Below are 16094 nucleotides of genomic sequence, written 5' to 3'. Positions count from 1 at the left end.
ACGGGCCGTCCGGCGTCCGTGCGACCGATGCTCAGCGAGCCGCGGTCCCGGCCGGGGTCACCGCCCCCTCGGCCACGACCGGGGCCCCCGCCTGGGCGTCGACGACCGGCTGCCGCCCGGACCGCTCGGCCGCCGCGCGCTCGTCCCCGCTGTCGGTGCGCAGGGCGACCTCGCGGATGAAGAGGACCGCCACGAGAGCGACGACGGCGAGCACGGCGGAGATGAGGAAGATCCGCCCGGTCGCATCGCCGTAGGACGCGGCGATCAGCACGCGGATCGGCGCGGGGGCGTCGGCGAGGTTCGCCAGCCCGACGTCGCCACCCCCGGCGGCAGCCGCCTCGGCCGCTCCCGGGATCTTCGCCAGCCCGGCGCGGATCAGGTCCGCGACGTGGTTGCTCAGCACGGCCCCGAGCACCGAGACGCCGATGGTGCCGCCGAGGCTGCGGAAGAAGGCCACCGCCGAGCTCGCCGCACCCAGGTCGGTCGCGGCGACGGTGTTCTGCACCGCGAGCACGAGGTTCTGCATCGTCATGCCGATGCCGACCCCCAGGACGAACAGGAAGGCGCACAGCAGCACCATGTTGGTCTCGTGGTCGATCGTCGACAGCATGGCGAAGCCGGCGACCACGAGGACCGAGCCACCTACGAGGTAGCCCTTCCACCGGCCGTACTTGGTGATCAGCAGCCCGGAGACCGTCGAGGAGACGAGCAGGCCACCGACCATCGGGATGGTGAGCAGGCCGGCCTCGGTCGGCGAGTAGCCGCGGGAGATCTGCAGGTACTGACCGAGGAACACCGAGGAACCGAACATCGCGATGCCGACGGCGATGCTGGCGATGACCGCCAGGGTGGTGGTGCGGTCGCGGAACAGCCGGAGCGGGACGATCGGCTCCGCGGCGCGGGTCTCGGTGACCAGGAAGGCCACGATCGCCACGGCGGCACCGGTGAGGAAGATCGCCGTCTCCGAGGAGGCCCAGTCGAAGCTCGACCCGGCCAGCGTGACCCAGACCAGCAGAGCGGTGACGCCCGCGGTCAGGAACGTGGCGCCGAGGTAGTCGATGCGGACCTCGCGGCGGGTGACCGGCAGGTGCAGGGTGCGCTGCAGCAGCACCAGCGCGACCGCGGCGAACGGCACACCCACGTAGAAGCACCAGCGCCAGCCGAGCCAGCTGGTGTCGACCAGGACCCCGCCGAGCAGCGGGCCGCCCACGGTGGCGACGGCCATGACCGCGCCCATCAGACCGGCGTAGCGCCCTCGCTCGCGCGGGCTGATCATCGCGGCGATCGCGATCTGGACCAGCGCCTGCAGACCGCCCAGGCCCAGACCCTGCACCGCACGCCAGGCGATCAGCGTCTCCACGGACTGCGAGAGGCCGGCCGCCATCGAGCCGACGATGAAGACGACGATCGACAGCTGGATCAGCAGCTTCTTGCTGAACAGGTCGGCGAGCTTGCCCCAGATCGGGGTCGTCGCGGTCGACGCCAGCAGGGTCGCGGTGACGATCCAGGTGTACTGGTTCTGCGTTCCCCGCAGGTCGGTGATGATCGTCGGCAGGGCGTTGGAGACGACGGTCCCGGACAGGAACGCGACGAACATCGCCAGCAACATGCCGGAGAGGGCTTCCAGCACCTGGCGGTGCGTCATCTTGCCCTGTTGCTCGACGGGCGCCTCGGGGACGGGCGTGGTGGCGGTGCTCATGGAACTCCTGACGGCTGGTGCTGAGGTGGGTGCGGCGTGGTCGGTCATCCGGCCACCGCCTGGGCCGTGCCGGCCTCGGGGGACGCCGGCGTGGGCGCGGTGCGCTCGATGTCGGTGAGCAGGCGGTCGATCAGGTCGGCCAGGCGGAGCGCGTCCTCGTCGTCCCACTCCGCCAGGGCCGTGCCCGTCCACTCCGAGCGCAGTGCGCGGGACGCGGCGAGGGCCTCGTGGCCGCGGGGCGTGATCTGGAGCAGGCTGGCCCGCCCGTCGGCCGGGTCGGGACGCCGCTGCAGGTACCCGGCGCGCTCGAGCGCGGCCACCTGGCGGCTGGCGACCGAGACGTCGACGCCGGCACGCACGGCCAGGGCGCTGCAGCGCAGTGCACCGTCGTGCTCGAGCGGGAGCAGCAACGGCCAGCCGTAGGACGGCAGGTCGCCGTGCAGCTGGTTCGCCACCCGGGAGCTGATGTGACGCCCGCTCCGTACGAGCTGGGCGATGCTCACCGTCAGGCGCTCCCGGGTCTCCGGGCTGAGTGACATGCGGGTTCCTCACGGACGATCAAGAACTTGCAGACCGCAACCATACTCTTGAATGGTTGTGGTCTGCAACGGCCGACCGCCGTGTCGCCGGTCACTCGGATCAGGAGACGGTGGACTCCTCCACGGCCTCGGTCTCGCGGGCCTCGCCCAGCCGGTTCAGCCGGCCGAGCAGCGCCGCCAGCGTGGCGACGTCGTCGGTGGCCCACCCGGAGAGGTCGTCCTCCCAGCGGGCGCGCCGCGCGTCCCGGATCCGGCTGAGCCGTGCCGTGCCCTCGCGCGAGGGGGTCAGCACCTGCGCCCGCCCGTCGTCGGGATCGGCCGAGCGGTCGACCAGGCCCAGGTCCACCAGGCTCGAGATCTGCCGGCTGACAGTGCTCTTGTCCAGACCCAGCCGGGTCACCAGGTCGCTGGCCCGCAGCGGCCCGGCGTCCTGGAGCAGGGCCAGCAACCCGTAGGCCGCACCGTCGAGGTCGGGGTGCAGCTCGCGGGCCAGCCGGGTCGAGATCGCCCGGGAGCGGCGGAGCAAGAGGCCGATCTCCCGCTCCAGGGCCACGTATGCGTCGTGCGCGTCCACCGGCAGAGCATTCACCGGCCGGCGCCCGGCCGCCAGACCACGAGGGCCTGGCTGGACCGGCGCAGCGGCACGAGGTCTGCGCGGTAGGCCGCCGGGACCGCGGCCTCGGCCGCCATCCGGCGGTTCTCCGAGTGCTGGAGCTCGTCGAGCAGCTCGTGCACGCGCGCCTGCAGCGCCTCGACCTGCGACTCGAGGTCGATGATCCGCTTGATCCCCGCGAGGTTGACGCCGTCCTCCTGCGAGAGGCGCTGCACCTCACGCAGCAGAGCGACGTCCCGCGGGCTGTACCGCCGGCCGCCACCGGCGGTCCGCCCCGGGCTCACCAGTCCGAGCCGGTCGTACTGACGCAGCGTCTGCGCGTGCATCCCGGCCAGCTCGGCGGCCACCGAGATGACGAACACGGGCGCGTCCTCCGCCACGGCGCGCGAGGCGTCGGAGGCCGGGTCCAGCGGGTGGCTCACCGCTCGGCCCCGCCCTTCACCGCCGCGGTGATCTCCGGACGCGGGTCCTCGTCCATCTCCTCGGCCAGCGACTCGATGACCTTGCGCTGGGCCGGCGTCAGGCGCACGGGAACGGCCACCTCCACCGTCACGAGCAGGTCACCCGTCCGCCCCTTGCCCGGCACGCCGCGGCCGCGCACCCGCAGGGTGCGACCGCCGGACGTGCCGGCCGGCACCTTGAGGGAGACGCTGCCGTCGAGGGTGGGAACGGTCAGCGTCGTGCCCAGCGCGGCCTCGGCGAACGTGATCGGCACGGTCAGGAGCAGGTCCTCGCCCTTGCGCCCGAACAACGGGTGCTCGGCGACGTGGACGACGACGAAGAGGTCACCGGCCGGCCCACCGCGACGTCCCGGCGCCCCCTTGCCCGGCAGCCGGATCCGCTGCCCGTCCTTGACCCCGGCGGGGATCCGGACGGTGATCGTGCGGGTCTGGGTGGTGATGCCGCTGCCGGAGCACGTCGGGCAGGGGTCGTCGACCACCTGACCGCTGCCGCGGCAGTTGCGGCACGGCTCGGAGAAGGCGAACGCCCCCTGGCTGCGGCTGGTGACACCGGCGCCCTGGCACACCGGACAGGTGTGCGGGCTGGTCCCGGGCTTGGCACCGCTGCCGGCACAGGTCGGACAGCTCCCCGGGCTCTGCATGCGCAGGGGCACCGTCACCCCGAGGACCGCCTCCTCGAAGGAGAGGGTCGCCTCGGTCTCGACGTCCTGCCCCCGGGCCGGGCCCGACGCGGCCTGGCTGCGGGCCCGGGCACCGCCGCCGGCGCCGCCGAACAGCCCGCCCAGGATGTCCCCCAGCCCACCGGCGCCGGCCCCCGCACCGCGGGAGCCGGCCCCGGCGGCGCCGAAGAGGTCGCCGAGGTCGAAGGCCTGACCGCCGGCCCCCGGGAAGCCTCCGGGGAAGCCGGCACGGGCGCCGGCACCCCCGGCGCCGAACAGCCGTCGCGCCTCGTCGTACTCACCGCGCCGCTTCTGGTCGGAGAGCACGTCGTAGGCCTCGGAGACCTCCTTGAAGCGGGCCTCTGCCTCGGTGTTGCCCGGGTTCTTGTCCGGGTGCAGCTCCTGGGCCAGCTTGCGGTAGGCCTTCTTGATCGCGGCGGCGTCGGCGTCCTGGGGGACGCCGAGCGCGCCGTAGTAGTCCTTCTCGATGAAGTCACGGGTGCTCATCGACGCCCCCTCCCGGAATCAGTCGGACGCCGGCGTGCCGGCCTCGTCGCCGGCGGGCTGCGCGGCGGCGGGTGCCGGGTTCTCCGGCTCGGTCACCGCGACCATCGCGGTGCGCAGGACGCGGTCCCCGCGGCGGAAACCCTGCCGGAGCACCGTGGTCGCCGTCGGGACCGACACGTCCGCGGAGGTGTCGTGCATGACCGCCTCGTGCAGCGACGGGTCGAACTCGTCACCCGCCGCGCCGAAGGCCTCCACGCCGAGCCCGTCGAGCAGACCGAGGATCCGGTCGCCCACGGTCTTGAAGGCACCGGTCAGGTCGCCGTGGTCCCGCGCCCGCTCGATGTCGTCGACGATCGGGAACAGCTGCGCGGCGAACCGCTCGGCCGCCTGGTCGACCACCAGCGACCGGTCGCGGTCGACCCGCCGCCGGTAGTTGGCGTACTCGGCGGTGACCCGCTGCAGGTCCTCGGTGCGCTCGGCCAGCTGCTGGCTCAGGTCGCCGCCGTCACCGCTGGTGGGCTGGGCCGCCGGCATCTCGTCGACCGGCGTCTCGTTCTCGCTCATGTGCTCCCCTGGGAGGTCGGGACCGGGCCGTGCGCCGGCCGGCTGCTCGCCGGCCGGCGCACGGACCTCACCACTGGTCGGGTCGATCCGCCGCTTGTCGCGGATGACGACCCGCGGCTGCTCGTCCCGGTCCGTCATCGGCGGTCGGTGTCCTCGTCGACGATCTCGGCGTCGACGACGTCGTCGTCACCGGCCGGCGCCGCACCCTGGTCGCCGCCCTCGGCTCCCGGCGCACCCGCGCCGGCGGCCTCGGCCTGCTGCGCGTAGAGCGCCCCGCCGACCTCCTGGGACACGCGGGCCACCTTCTCCTGCGCGGCCTTGATGGCGGCGATGTCGGAACCGCCCAGAGCGCTGCGCAGCTCGGTCAGCGCCTCGCCGAGCTCGTCCTTCTTCTCGGCCGGGATCTTGTCGCCGTTCTCGGCCAGGAACTTCTCGGTCTGGTACTGCAGCGACTCCGCCAGGTTGCGGGTCTCCGCCTCGTCGCGACGCTTCTTGTCCTCCTCGGCGTGCGCCTCGGCGTCCTTCATCATCCGCTCGATGTCGTCCTTCGGGAGGGCCGAGCCGCCGGTGATGGTCATCGACTGCTCCTTGCCCGTGCCGAGGTCCTTGGCCGACACGTGCACGATGCCGTTGGCGTCGATGTCGAAGGCGACCTCGATCTGCGGGACGCCGCGGGGCGCCGGGGGCAGACCGGTCAGCTCGAACATGCCGAGCTTCTTGTTGTAGGCGGCCATCTCGCGCTCGCCCTGGAACACCTGGATCTGCACGGACGGCTGGTTGTCGTCGGCCGTCGTGAAGATCTCGCTGCGCTTGGTCGGGATCGTGGTGTTGCGCTCGATGAGCTTGGTCATGATCCCGCCCTTGGTCTCGATGCCCAGGGACAGCGGGGTGACGTCGAGGAGCAGGACGTCCTTGACCTCACCGCGGAGCACACCAGCCTGCAGCGCGGCACCGATGGCCACGACCTCGTCGGGGTTGACGCCCTTGTTGGGCTCCTTGCCCCCGGTGAGCTCGCGCACCAGGTCGGACACGGCCGGCATGCGGGTCGAGCCACCGACGAGCACGACGTGGTCGATCTGGCCGACGGAGATGCCGGCGTCGCGGATCGCCTGGTTGAACGGTGCGCGGGTGCGGTCGAGCAGGTCCTGCGTCATCCGCTGGAACTCGGCGCGGGTGATCGTGACGTCGAGGTGCAGCGGGCCCTCGGCACCGGCGGTGATGTAGGGCAGGTTGATGTTGGTCGACTGGGCGCCGGACAGCTCGATCTTGGCCTTCTCGGCGGCCTCGCGGAGGCGCTGCATGGCCAGCTTGTCCTTGGACAGGTCGATGCCGTTGGATGCGTTGAAGGTCTTGACCAGGTGGTCCATGACCTTCTGGTCCCAGTCGTCACCACCGAGGTGGTTGTCACCGGCGGTGGCCTTCACCTCGATGACGCCGTCCCCGATCTCCAGCAGGGAGACGTCGAAGGTGCCGCCACCGAGGTCGAACACGAGGATCGTCTGCTCGGTCTCGCCCTTGTCCAGGCCGTAGGCCAGCGCGGCCGCGGTCGGCTCGTTGACGATGCGCAGGACGTTGAGGCCCGCGATCTCACCGGCCTCCTTGGTGGCCTGGCGCTGCGCGTCCTCGAAGTAGGCCGGCACGGTGATGACGGCGTCGGTGACCGGCTCGCCCAGGTAGGTCTCGGCGTCCCGCTTCAGCTTCTGCAGGATGCGGGCGGAGATCTCCTGCGCGGTGTACTTCTTGCCGTCGATCTCGTCGGTGGTCCACGTCGTGCCCATGTGGCGCTTCACCGACCGGATGGTGCGGTCGACGTTGGTGACCGCCTGGTTCTTGGCCGACTGGCCGACGAGGACCTCGCCGTTCTTGGCGAAGGCGACGACCGACGGCGTGGTGCGCGAGCCCTCGGAGTTCGCGATGACCGTCGGCTCACCGCCCTCGAGGACGGTGACGACGGAGTTCGTGGTGCCGAGGTCGATACCGACCGCTCGAGCCATGGAGGTGGCCTCTCTTCCGTGTGCGGGGGTGGTGCTGGTTCGTGGCAGCTGGGCGGCCGCCGCGCTCGGGATCCACCTTGCGCGGGGTTCGCTCAACTTTCCTGTCCACCGTAACGGCCGCTCCCGCGACGATGTTCCCGGGGTGCGCAAGGTCGACTCAACTTTCTCCTCCCGCCCTGGGTGGGGATCTCCACCGGGGCCCGCCCGGCCGCCGTCGTCGACGCGTGGTTCGGCGACGCCGCCGTCGCCGCGGAGCTCGACGGCGAGGTGGAGCTCGACGGCGAGGTGGAGCACACCGATCCGTGGCGTGACCCCGGCCGGGTGCCTCCGGGAGGAGAAGCGCCGGGAGGACGAGCTGCGCGCGCTCGGCATCGGCGTGCTGCGGATCGCCGACGCCGACCTCGGCAGCCGCCGGCCGACCGTCGAGGCGGCACTGCTGCGCGCGTCCGGCCCACCCCGGCGCCGTCGGCCGCCGGTCCACCGCGACTCCCCGTGCGCGAGGTCGCACCAGGAGGGCCTGAGCGCCGCGGCGGCGGGGCGCCCGGCGGGGACGGGCGGCACGGCGGCGGCGCGCAGTGGTTACCCGCGAGTAGCCTCCTGGCGCGCCCGCTATCGTGCGCACCAGTGCGGGCAGCGGTGCCCGCACGCGATCCGCACGCCCGGCTCCCGAGCCGCGCGATCGGCCCGCGCACCACACACAGCCTCGTCGCCCCACGTGGCCGACGGGAGTCAGCCGACGCCGTCTGGCGTACGGGAGGGGAAAACATGACGGGCCCGCTGCAGATCGTCCTCGGGACGATCAGCGTCCTGTTCCTGATCGTGGCCTCGGTGATGGCCTACCGGGCCGTCCGCGCGATGGTCCGCATCATCCGGACCGGCCAGCCCGACGGGACCCGTTGGGGACCGGTCAAGACCCGGTTGAAGACGACGCTCGTCGAGTCGCTGGGCCACACCCGGATGCTCAAGTGGTCGAGCATCGGCGCGGCCCACTGGTTCGTCTTCATGGGCTTCTACGGCCTGTTCCTCACGCTGGTCGAGGCCTTCGGCGAGGTCTGGAACCCGGCGTTCCACCTGCCGCTGATCGGCGAGTGGTTCCTGTGGAACCTGTTCGCCGACATCATCGGCACCGGCACGATCCTCGGGATCCTGTACCTGATCTACCGGCGCCAGAAGGACCACCCGCGCCGGCAGGGCCGCAAGAGCCGCTTCGCCGGGTCGAACGAGGGCCGCGGCTACTTCGTCGAGTTCGTCGTCGCCACCGTCGGCATCTGCATCCTGCTGATCCGCGCGCTCAAGGTCTCCTCGGACCTCACCGACGCGCCGGCCTGGTCGCACCCGATCTCCGGGGCCCTGGCCACCGTGCTCCCCGACAGCCCCGACCTGCTGACCGTCGTCGCCTTCGTGAAGATCGTCGTCAGCCTCACCTGGCTCGTGGTGATCAGCCGGATCCTGAACATGGGTGTGGCCTGGCACCGGTTCAGCGCGTTCCTGAACATCTACGCCAAGCGGAACGCCGACGGTGCCCCGGCGCTCGGCCCGCTGCTGCCGATGACCTCCGGCGGCAAGCCGATCGACTTCGAGGACCCGGGCGAGGACGACGTCTTCGGTCGCGGCAAGATCGAGGACTTCACCTGGAAGGGCATGCTCGACTTCACCACCTGCACGGAGCGCGGTCGGTGCCAGAGCCAGTGCCCGGCGTGGAACACGGGCAAGCCGCTCAGCCCGAAGATGGTGATCATGGATCTTCGCGATCACCTCTACGCGAAGGCTCCCTACCTCCTCGGTGAGAAGACGGCCTCGGAGACGATGCCGGACTACGACGTGCTCAAGCCGTCGGACGAGCAGGTGTGGGCCAGCGGCTACGCGCGCATCGAGGGCACCAACGACGCGCAGGCCCACCGCCCGCTGGTCGGCACCCTCGAGGAGGGCGGCGTCATCGACCCCGACGTCCTCTGGAGCTGCACCAACTGCGGTGCCTGCGTCGAGCAGTGCCCGGTGGACATCGAGCACATCGACCACATCGACGACATGCGCCGCTACCAGGTGCTCATCGAGTCGAACTTCCCGTCCGAGGCCGGCGTCATGATGACCAACCTCGAGAAGCGCGGGAACCCGTGGGGCATGGGCGGCAACGTCCGCGAGGACTGGATCAAGGAGCTCGACTTCGAGGTCCGCATGGCCGACGGCCCGCTGCCGGCCGAGGTCGAGTACCTGTTCTGGGTCGGCTGCGCCGGCGCCGTCGACGACCGCGCCAAGAAGGTCACCAAGGCCGTCGCCGAGCTGCTGCACACCGCGGGCGTCGAGTTCGCCGTCCTCGGCAACGGCGAGACCTGCTCCGGCGACCCGGCCCGCCGCATGGGCAACGAGTTCCTGTTCCAGCAGCTGGCCATGGAGAACGTCGAGACCCTCAACGGCGTCTTCGAGGGCCGCGTGCCCGGCACCCGCAAGATCGTGGCGACCTGCCCGCACTGCTTCAACTCGCTCGGCCGGGAGTACCCGCAGGTCGGCGGCGAGTACGAGGTCGTGCACCACACCCAGCTGCTCGGCCAGCTCGTGGAGGAGGGCCGGCTCGTGCCGGTCACCCCGGTCGACCGCAAGGTCACCTACCACGACCCGTGCTTCCTGGGCCGGCACAACAAGGTCTACACGCCCCCGCGGGAGATCCTCGACTCCGTCCAGGGCCTGTCCACGCAGGAGATGCACCGCTGCAAGGACCGTGGCTTCTGCTGCGGCGCCGGCGGTGCCCGCATGTGGATGGAGGAGAAGATCGGCAAGCGGATCAACATGGAGCGCACCGAGGAGGCCCTCGAGCTCGATCCCGACGTGATCTCCACCGCCTGCCCGTTCTGCATCACGATGCTGAGCGACGCCCTCACCAGCAAGAAGCAGAACGGCGAGGCCGGCGAGCACGTCGAGGTCCTCGACGTCAGCCAGATCCTGCTGCGCTCCATGCAGCCGGTGGCGGTCTCGGCCCAGGGCGCCGAGCAGGGCCCGGACGTCGGCACCTCCCCCGACGCCGACCCGGTCGGCGAGGGCTCCGCGGCCACGGAGCACGGCCCCACCGCCTGATACACCGCACCACGACGGCGCGCGTCCCCGGCCCGGGGACGCGCGCCGTCGTCGTTCCGCGATACAACAGCCGCGTGCTGATGCAGCTGCGGGTCACCGTCCCCGCCGACCGGACCGCCCAGGTGCGCAGCCTGTTCACCGACGACCCCGGCACCGCCCACCTCGCCGTCCTGCCGGGCGCCGCGCTCTCCCCCGCCGGGGACCTGGTCCTGGCCGACGTCGCCCGCGAGTCCGCCGACGGCCTGGTGGCCGCGCTGCGGGACCTCGGCATCGACCGCGACGGCGGCATCGCGCTCGTCACCGTCGACGCCGCCGTCTCCTCCGCCGCGCGCCGAGCCGAGGACCGCGCGCCCGGCGACGGCTCCGATGCCGTCGTCTGGGAGCAGGTGGTGCGCACCACCGACGCCGACTCCGCGCTGTCGGTGTCCTACCTGGCATTCCTCACCATCGCCACCCTGCTGGGCGCCATCGCGATCATCAACGACTCGGCGATCCTGGTGATCGGCGCAATGGTGCTCGGGCCCGAGTTCGGGCCGCTGGCCGCGCTCGCGGTGTCCGTCCTGCACCGACGCCCCTCCATCGCCCGCCAGGCCGCGATCTCGCTGGTCCTCGGCTTCGTCGTGGCGATCGCCGTGACCACGCTGGTCGTGCTGGTCGGACGCGGGCTGGGATGGTTCGGCACCGAGCTGCTCGACGCCGAGCGGCCGGCGACCGGCTTCATCACCGCGCCGGACCGGTGGTCGTTGGTCGTGGCCGTCCTGGCCGGGATCGCGGGCGTGCTCTCCCTGACCTCGGCCAAGAGCGGCGCCCTGGTCGGGGTGTTCATCTCCGTCACCACGGTTCCCGCCGCGGCGGACATGGCGCTCTCCCTGGCCCTCGGCGGCGGACCGGAGCTGCTGCGGGCCGCCACCCAGCTGGGCATCAACCTGGCGGGCATCCTCGTGGCGGCGCTGGCCACCCTCGCCGTGCAGCGGGCCGTGTGGCACCGCATCCCGGGCACCGTCCCGAAGGTCGAGCGGCTGCGGCGGGTGCGCGCCTGAGGGTCCGGGGCGCCGCCGGTGTGCCGCCGGTCATGGAGGACGATCGACCGGTGAGCTCCAGCGCCCCCTCCGTTCCCGCACCGGCCGGGACCGCCGGCCGCGGTCTGGCGCTCGTCGCCGTCGCGATCGTGCTCACGGGCCTGAACCTCCGGACGGCAGTCAACAGCATCGGCCCCGTGCTCGAGGAGATCGAGCAGGGGCTCGGGCTCTCCAGCGGCCTCGCCGGGCTCCTCACGTCGCTCCCCGTCCTCTGCTTCGCCGCCCTCGGGTTCGCCGGGCCGCCGCTGTCGGCTCGCTTCCGCGACTCGCACGTGCTGGCCGGTGCGCTGCTCGCGATGGCCGCCGGGCTGGTGCTGCGCAGCGTGGCCGGCTCGTTCGCGCTGTTCGTCGTCGGCACCGTCATGGCGATGACCGGCGGCGCCCTGGGCAACGTGCTGCTCCCGGGCATCGTGAAGCGCTACTTCCCCGGCCGGACCGGCCTGCTCGTCGGGGCGTACAGCACCGCGTTGAGCGTGGGCGCCGCCGTCTCGTCGGTGGCCACCCAGCCGATCGCCGACGCCGTCGGCGAGGGCGGGTGGCGCTGGGCGCTCGGCGTCTGGGCCGCGCTGGCCCTGGTCGCGGCTCTCCCCTGGCTGCTGGTGCGCCCCTCGCCCGGCGCGTCCCGTGCCACGCACACCGCCGTCCGGCTCCGCACCCTGCTGCGCAGCAGGCTCGCGCTGGCCCTCACCGTCTTCTTCGGCCTGCAGGCGATGCAGGCCTACGTGATCGTGGGCTGGTCGGCGCAGTACCTGCGCGACACCGGGCTGAGCGCGGCCACCGCCGGCCTGCTGCTCGGGGTCAACGCCGTCGTGGCCATCCCGGTGAACGGGGTCGTCCCGGTGCTCACCGGGCGGGCGCGCCTGCAGTGGCCCCTGCTCTGCTTCTTCATGAGCTGCTACGTGATCGGCTGGGTGGGCCTCTGGACGGCGCCCCTGGCCGCGCCGTGGCTCTGGATGACGATGCTGGGCCTGGGGCTGGGGACCTTCGCGATGGTGCTGGCGCTCCTGGGGCTGCGGGCCCGCACGCCGGTGACGACGGCGGCGCTCTCCACCGTCACCCAGGGCTGGGGGTACCTCATCGCCGGCGCCGGGCCGCTGCTCGTGGGCGTGCTGCGCGGGGCCACCGGCGGGTACGACGGCATGTTCGTGATGCTGCTCGCCGGCGTCGCCGCGCTGTGGGTGCTGGGCCGGGTGGTCACCCGGGACCGCTTCGTCGACGACGAGATCGCCGGCCTGCTGCCGGTGGGTGCTACCGGGCCCCGGGAGGACCAGATCGAGGTGGCCGGCGCCGAGGCACCGGTCAGCTCACCGGTCAGCCGGGACGGCGGGTCTCCGCGCGGGTGAAGTTCCGGTAGGACCGCGACGGCGTCGGGCCGCGCTGGTCCTGGTACCGGGAGCCGTAGACCGCCGAGCCGTACGGGTGCTCCGCGGCGCTGGTGAGCCGGAACATGCACAGCTGGCCGATCTTCATGCCGGGCCACAGCGTGATCGGCAGGTTGGCCACGTTCGACAGCTCCAGGGTGATGTGGCCGGAGAACCCGGGGTCGACGAAGCCGGCGGTCGAGTGGGTGAGCAGCCCGAGGCGCCCGAGCGAGGACTTCCCCTCCAGCCGCGCGGCGAGGTCGTCGGGGAGGGTGATGACCTCCAGCGTCGAGCCCAGCACGAACTCACCCGGGTGCAGCACGAACGGCTCGTCGCCGTCGGGCTCGACCAGCGTGGTCAGGTCGTCCTGCTGCTCGGCCGGGTCGATGTGGGTGTACCGGCTGTTGTTGAACACGCGGAAGTAGCGGTCCAGCCGGACGTCGATGCTCGAGGGCTGCACCAGGGCCGGGTCGTAGGGGTCGATGCCGAGGCGTCCCTCGGCGATCGCGGCCGTGATGTCGCGGTCGCTCAGCAGCATGGCGCGGAGTCTAGGGAACGCGCCGGCCCCTCCCTCCGGGTGAATGCGGCCGGGCTCCCTCAAGCCGCTCGTCACCGGCGCCGTTGCCACCCAGAACGTCCCCGGACCGGCCGGACGGACGGGTGCGGAGGGCTGCGGACGGATGACGAGCACGCGGGTCGTGGGTGCGGTCCTGGCGACCGCCGTGGTGGCCGGCTACGCCGGTGCCGCCGTCGTCTCGGCCTGGGCGCAGCCCCCGATCGAGCAGGCGACCGGCTTCGGTCCCGGTGACGGGCTGACCCGGCTGGTGCTCACCGCGCACCCGGGCACCGCCACGGACGCCCTGCTCTCGTCGCTCGACGCCGTCCCCGGCGTGGACAGCGCCCAGCGGGTGGAGGGCGGCCAGGTGCTCGTCGCGGTCGACGGCGTCGGCGCCGACCGGCTGCGCGCCGTGCCCGGCGTCGCCGACGTCGCGACGTCGACCTCGCTGCCGGTGCTCGGCACCGTCACCGACCCCTACTTCGCGTCCTACGGCTGGAACCTGGAGAACACCGGCAGCAACGCCTACCTGCAGAGCGCGGTGCCCGACGCCGACGTCGACGCCACCACCGGCTGGGACACCGGCACCGGCACCGGCCGGGTCGTCGCCGTCGTGGACACCGGGTTCGACTCCGACCACCCCGACCTGGCCGGTTCGCTGTGGACCAACCCCGATCAGCCCTGCGGTTCCGTCGACACCGACGGCAACGGCCTGGCCGGCGACTGCCACGGCTGGAACTTCTACGCGAACAGCGCCGACGTCGACAACGGCACGCTGGGCGAGCACGGCACCAGCGTCGCCGGGGTGATCGGGGCACGGGCGGGCAACGGCCGCTTCTCGGCCGGCGTCGCCCCCGACGTGCAGATCATGCCCCTGGTCGCCGGCGGTGGCGGCACCGTGGACGCCTACCTCTGCGCCACGGCCATCCGCTACGCCGTCGACCACGGCGCCGACGTCGTCAACGCCTCGTGGGGCGGCCAGTTCACCGGCTCGGCCCTGTCGGCGCTCCGCTCGGCGATCGCCTACGCCGACGCGCACGGCGTGCTGGTCGTGGCCGCCGCGGGCAACGACTCGGCCGACCGCGACGCCGCCCCGCTCTACCCGGCCAGCCTGACCGACCCCAACATCGTCACGGTGGGCAGCTCCACGGCCGCCGACGGCATGGCCGGCCACTCCGCCTTCGGCGCGGCCTCGGTCGACCTCTTCGCCCCCGGGTACAAGGTGGCGACCACCTGGAACGACGGCGGGATGCGGCTGGTCGACGGCACGTCCATCGCCGCGCCGCACGTGACCGCCGCGGTCGCCCTCTACCGCGCCGCGATGCCCACCGCGACGGCCGCAGACCTGAAGGCCGCCCTGCTGGCCGACGTCGACCCCGTCCCCGCCTTCACCGGGCGGTCGGTCAGCGGTGGCCGGCTCTCGCTGGCCCACCTCGCGGACGCCGACGGCGCGGCGGTGCAGTACGCCTTCACCTCGATGACGGCCCGGCCGGGCACCGTGAGCCCCACGATCGGCATCAGCACCCCCGGTGGCACCGGCGCCTACGCGGTCGATCTCGGCCTCGGCATGGAGTACCAGGGCGAGATCTGGGCCCTGGCGGAGAAGGCCGTGACGCTCGACGGGACGACCGTGCCCACCGACGACGCCGGTGACGCACGGTTCGACCTGGGCACGGCCGACCTGGACGGCGTCGGGCTGACGCCGTCGATGGAGCTGGCCGAGGGCCGCTACGTGCTCACCGTGCAGCTCTACCGCGACGGGGAGCCGCTGGGCCGGATGCACGCCGCACCGCTGCTGGTCAGCTCCCCGGGCACGCCGGCGCCGGGCGGCTCCTCACCGGGCACGACCCCGCCCGGCTCGACGTCGCCGGGGACGACCACGCCCGGCACGACCGTGCCGGCGCCCGGGGCCGCCCCGACCCCGCCGGGCGGCACGTCGCCCAGCTTCCCCGGCGCGACCCCGGGGACCACCACGCCCGGCACCTCCCCGGGGACGACGACGCCCGGGACCACTCCGGGGACGACCACGCCCGGGACCACCCCGGGGACGACGACGCCCGGGACCACTCCGGGGACGACGCCGGGCACCACCACGCCGGGCACCACCACCCCGGGGACGACCACTCCCGGCGCGACGCCGGGGACCACCACCCCCGGCACCACCACCCCGGGGACCACCACTCCCGGCACGACGCCGGGCACCACCACCCCCGGCACCACCACCCCGGGGACGACCTCGCCCGGGACCGGCGGGAGCTCTCCGGTCACCCCCGGGACGACCACCTATCCGGAGGCCGGCGTCTTCCGCATCACCTCGCTGAGCCCCGACGTGGTCTCGACTGCGGGTGGCACGCTCGTCACCATCACCGGGCTGGCGCTCCCCGCGGACCCGACGGTGCGGATCGGCGCCAGCGCGACGGCGACCGTCGTCCAGAGCAGCACGACGCGCCTGGTGTTCCGGGTCCCCGCCCGCGTGGCCGGGAGCTACGACGTGTCGGTGCACGCCGCCGACGGCCGGTCCGCCGTGCTGACCAACGCGCTCACCTACGCCGAGGTCGTCGGGACCGGACCGGGCGGCACGACCCCGGGGACCACCACGCCCGGCACCACCACCCCCGGCACCACCACCCCCGGCACCACCGCCCCCGGCACCACGGCGCCGGGCACGCCGCCCGGCGGCACGTCCCCCGGCGCCTCCCCGGGAGCGGGAGCGACCCCACCGGCCGTGCAGGTGGTCCGGACGGGGCCCTCGGGCGAGCGGCTGGTCCGCTCCGAGCGCTTCCGCGCACTGTCCTCGATCTGGTCGGTGGACTGCACGGTCGCCTGCACCGGCGTCGCCATCTGACGCCCACCTCCCGCGCCCGAACGGCGCCCCCGAACCACCGCGCCCCGTCCGACTTCCCCGTGCGGACGGGGCGCGGTGTCGTCCACGACACGGTTCCACCGGGCTCGCCGCCCGCCGATGAGAAGGGCACAACCCGACTCCCAGGGAG

The 16094-nt window shown here is 73.1% G+C and carries 12 protein-coding genes; 4 read left to right on the top strand and 8 right to left on the bottom strand.

What is annotated here, in order from left to right:
• Positions 1-31: 31 nt before the first annotated feature.
• The 7 genes from DQ237_RS05595 to dnaK form a co-directional block, all read right to left on the bottom strand.
• Positions 32-1699, bottom strand: coding sequence for a DHA2 family efflux MFS transporter permease subunit (locus tag DQ237_RS05595; protein WP_240619433.1), 1668 nt, complete (start codon positions 1697-1699; stop codon positions 32-34).
• A 44-nt stretch (positions 1700-1743) separates the two neighbouring features.
• The gene (locus DQ237_RS05590; protein WP_113797995.1) at positions 1744-2238 is read right to left on the bottom strand and encodes a MarR family winged helix-turn-helix transcriptional regulator; all 495 of its coding nucleotides are present in this window, start codon (positions 2236-2238) and stop codon (positions 1744-1746) included.
• Between the two features lie 100 nt (positions 2239-2338).
• A complete protein-coding gene (locus DQ237_RS05585) occupies positions 2339-2812 on the bottom strand; it encodes a MarR family winged helix-turn-helix transcriptional regulator (protein WP_113797993.1) in 474 nt (157 codons plus the stop codon).
• Positions 2813-2823: 11 nt separating this feature from the next.
• Positions 2824-3177: a heat shock protein transcriptional repressor HspR gene (locus DQ237_RS05580; protein WP_369832200.1), complete on the bottom strand. Its 354-nt coding sequence runs from the start codon at positions 3175-3177 to the stop codon at positions 2824-2826.
• Between the two features lie 92 nt (positions 3178-3269).
• The gene (dnaJ, locus tag DQ237_RS05575; RefSeq protein WP_113797991.1) at positions 3270-4478 is read right to left on the bottom strand and encodes a molecular chaperone DnaJ; all 1209 of its coding nucleotides are present in this window, start codon (positions 4476-4478) and stop codon (positions 3270-3272) included.
• A gap of 18 nt (positions 4479-4496) precedes the next feature.
• Positions 4497-5180: a nucleotide exchange factor GrpE gene (gene grpE, locus DQ237_RS05570; RefSeq protein ID WP_113797989.1), complete on the bottom strand. Its 684-nt coding sequence runs from the start codon at positions 5178-5180 to the stop codon at positions 4497-4499.
• Complete coding sequence (gene dnaK / locus DQ237_RS05565; RefSeq protein ID WP_113797987.1) at positions 5177-7036, bottom strand: molecular chaperone DnaK; 1860 nt, start codon at positions 7034-7036, stop codon at positions 5177-5179. The genes grpE and dnaK overlap by 4 nt, the downstream gene beginning before the upstream one ends.
• Positions 7037-7801: 765 nt before the next feature.
• Between dnaK and DQ237_RS05555 the strand changes: the two genes are divergently transcribed.
• The 3 genes from DQ237_RS05555 (at position 7802) to DQ237_RS05545 (ending at position 12527) form a co-directional block, all read left to right on the top strand.
• Positions 7802-10105 carry a (Fe-S)-binding protein gene (locus tag DQ237_RS05555; protein WP_113797984.1) on the top strand — a complete coding sequence of 768 codons (2304 nt, stop codon included), beginning with the start codon at positions 7802-7804 and terminating at the stop codon, positions 10103-10105.
• A gap of 80 nt (positions 10106-10185) precedes the next feature.
• Entirely contained in the window at positions 10186-11145 is a 960-nt protein-coding gene (locus DQ237_RS05550; protein WP_240619461.1) for a DUF389 domain-containing protein, read from the top strand.
• A gap of 50 nt (positions 11146-11195) precedes the next feature.
• Positions 11196-12527, top strand: a complete 1332-nt coding sequence (locus DQ237_RS05545) for an MFS transporter (protein ID WP_240619432.1) — start codon at positions 11196-11198, stop codon at positions 12525-12527.
• Here the strand turns inward: DQ237_RS05545 and dcd are convergent.
• Entirely contained in the window at positions 12496-13083 is a 588-nt protein-coding gene (dcd, locus tag DQ237_RS05540; protein ID WP_113797980.1) for a dCTP deaminase, read from the bottom strand. The genes DQ237_RS05545 and dcd overlap by 32 nt on opposite strands.
• Before the next feature lie 142 nt (positions 13084-13225).
• On the opposite strand from dcd, the gene DQ237_RS05535 reads away from it, so the two are divergent.
• Positions 13226-15946: a S8 family serine peptidase gene (locus DQ237_RS05535; protein ID WP_166509512.1), complete on the top strand. Its 2721-nt coding sequence runs from the start codon at positions 13226-13228 to the stop codon at positions 15944-15946.
• Positions 15947-16094 lie beyond the last annotated feature (148 nt).

This window comes from Blastococcus sp. TF02-8, from assembly GCF_003319175.1.
GTDB lineage: Bacteria > Actinomycetota > Actinomycetes > Mycobacteriales > Geodermatophilaceae > Blastococcus.
Note: the sequence above shows the minus strand (reverse complement) of the source record. Positions and strands in the feature narration are given on the sequence as shown.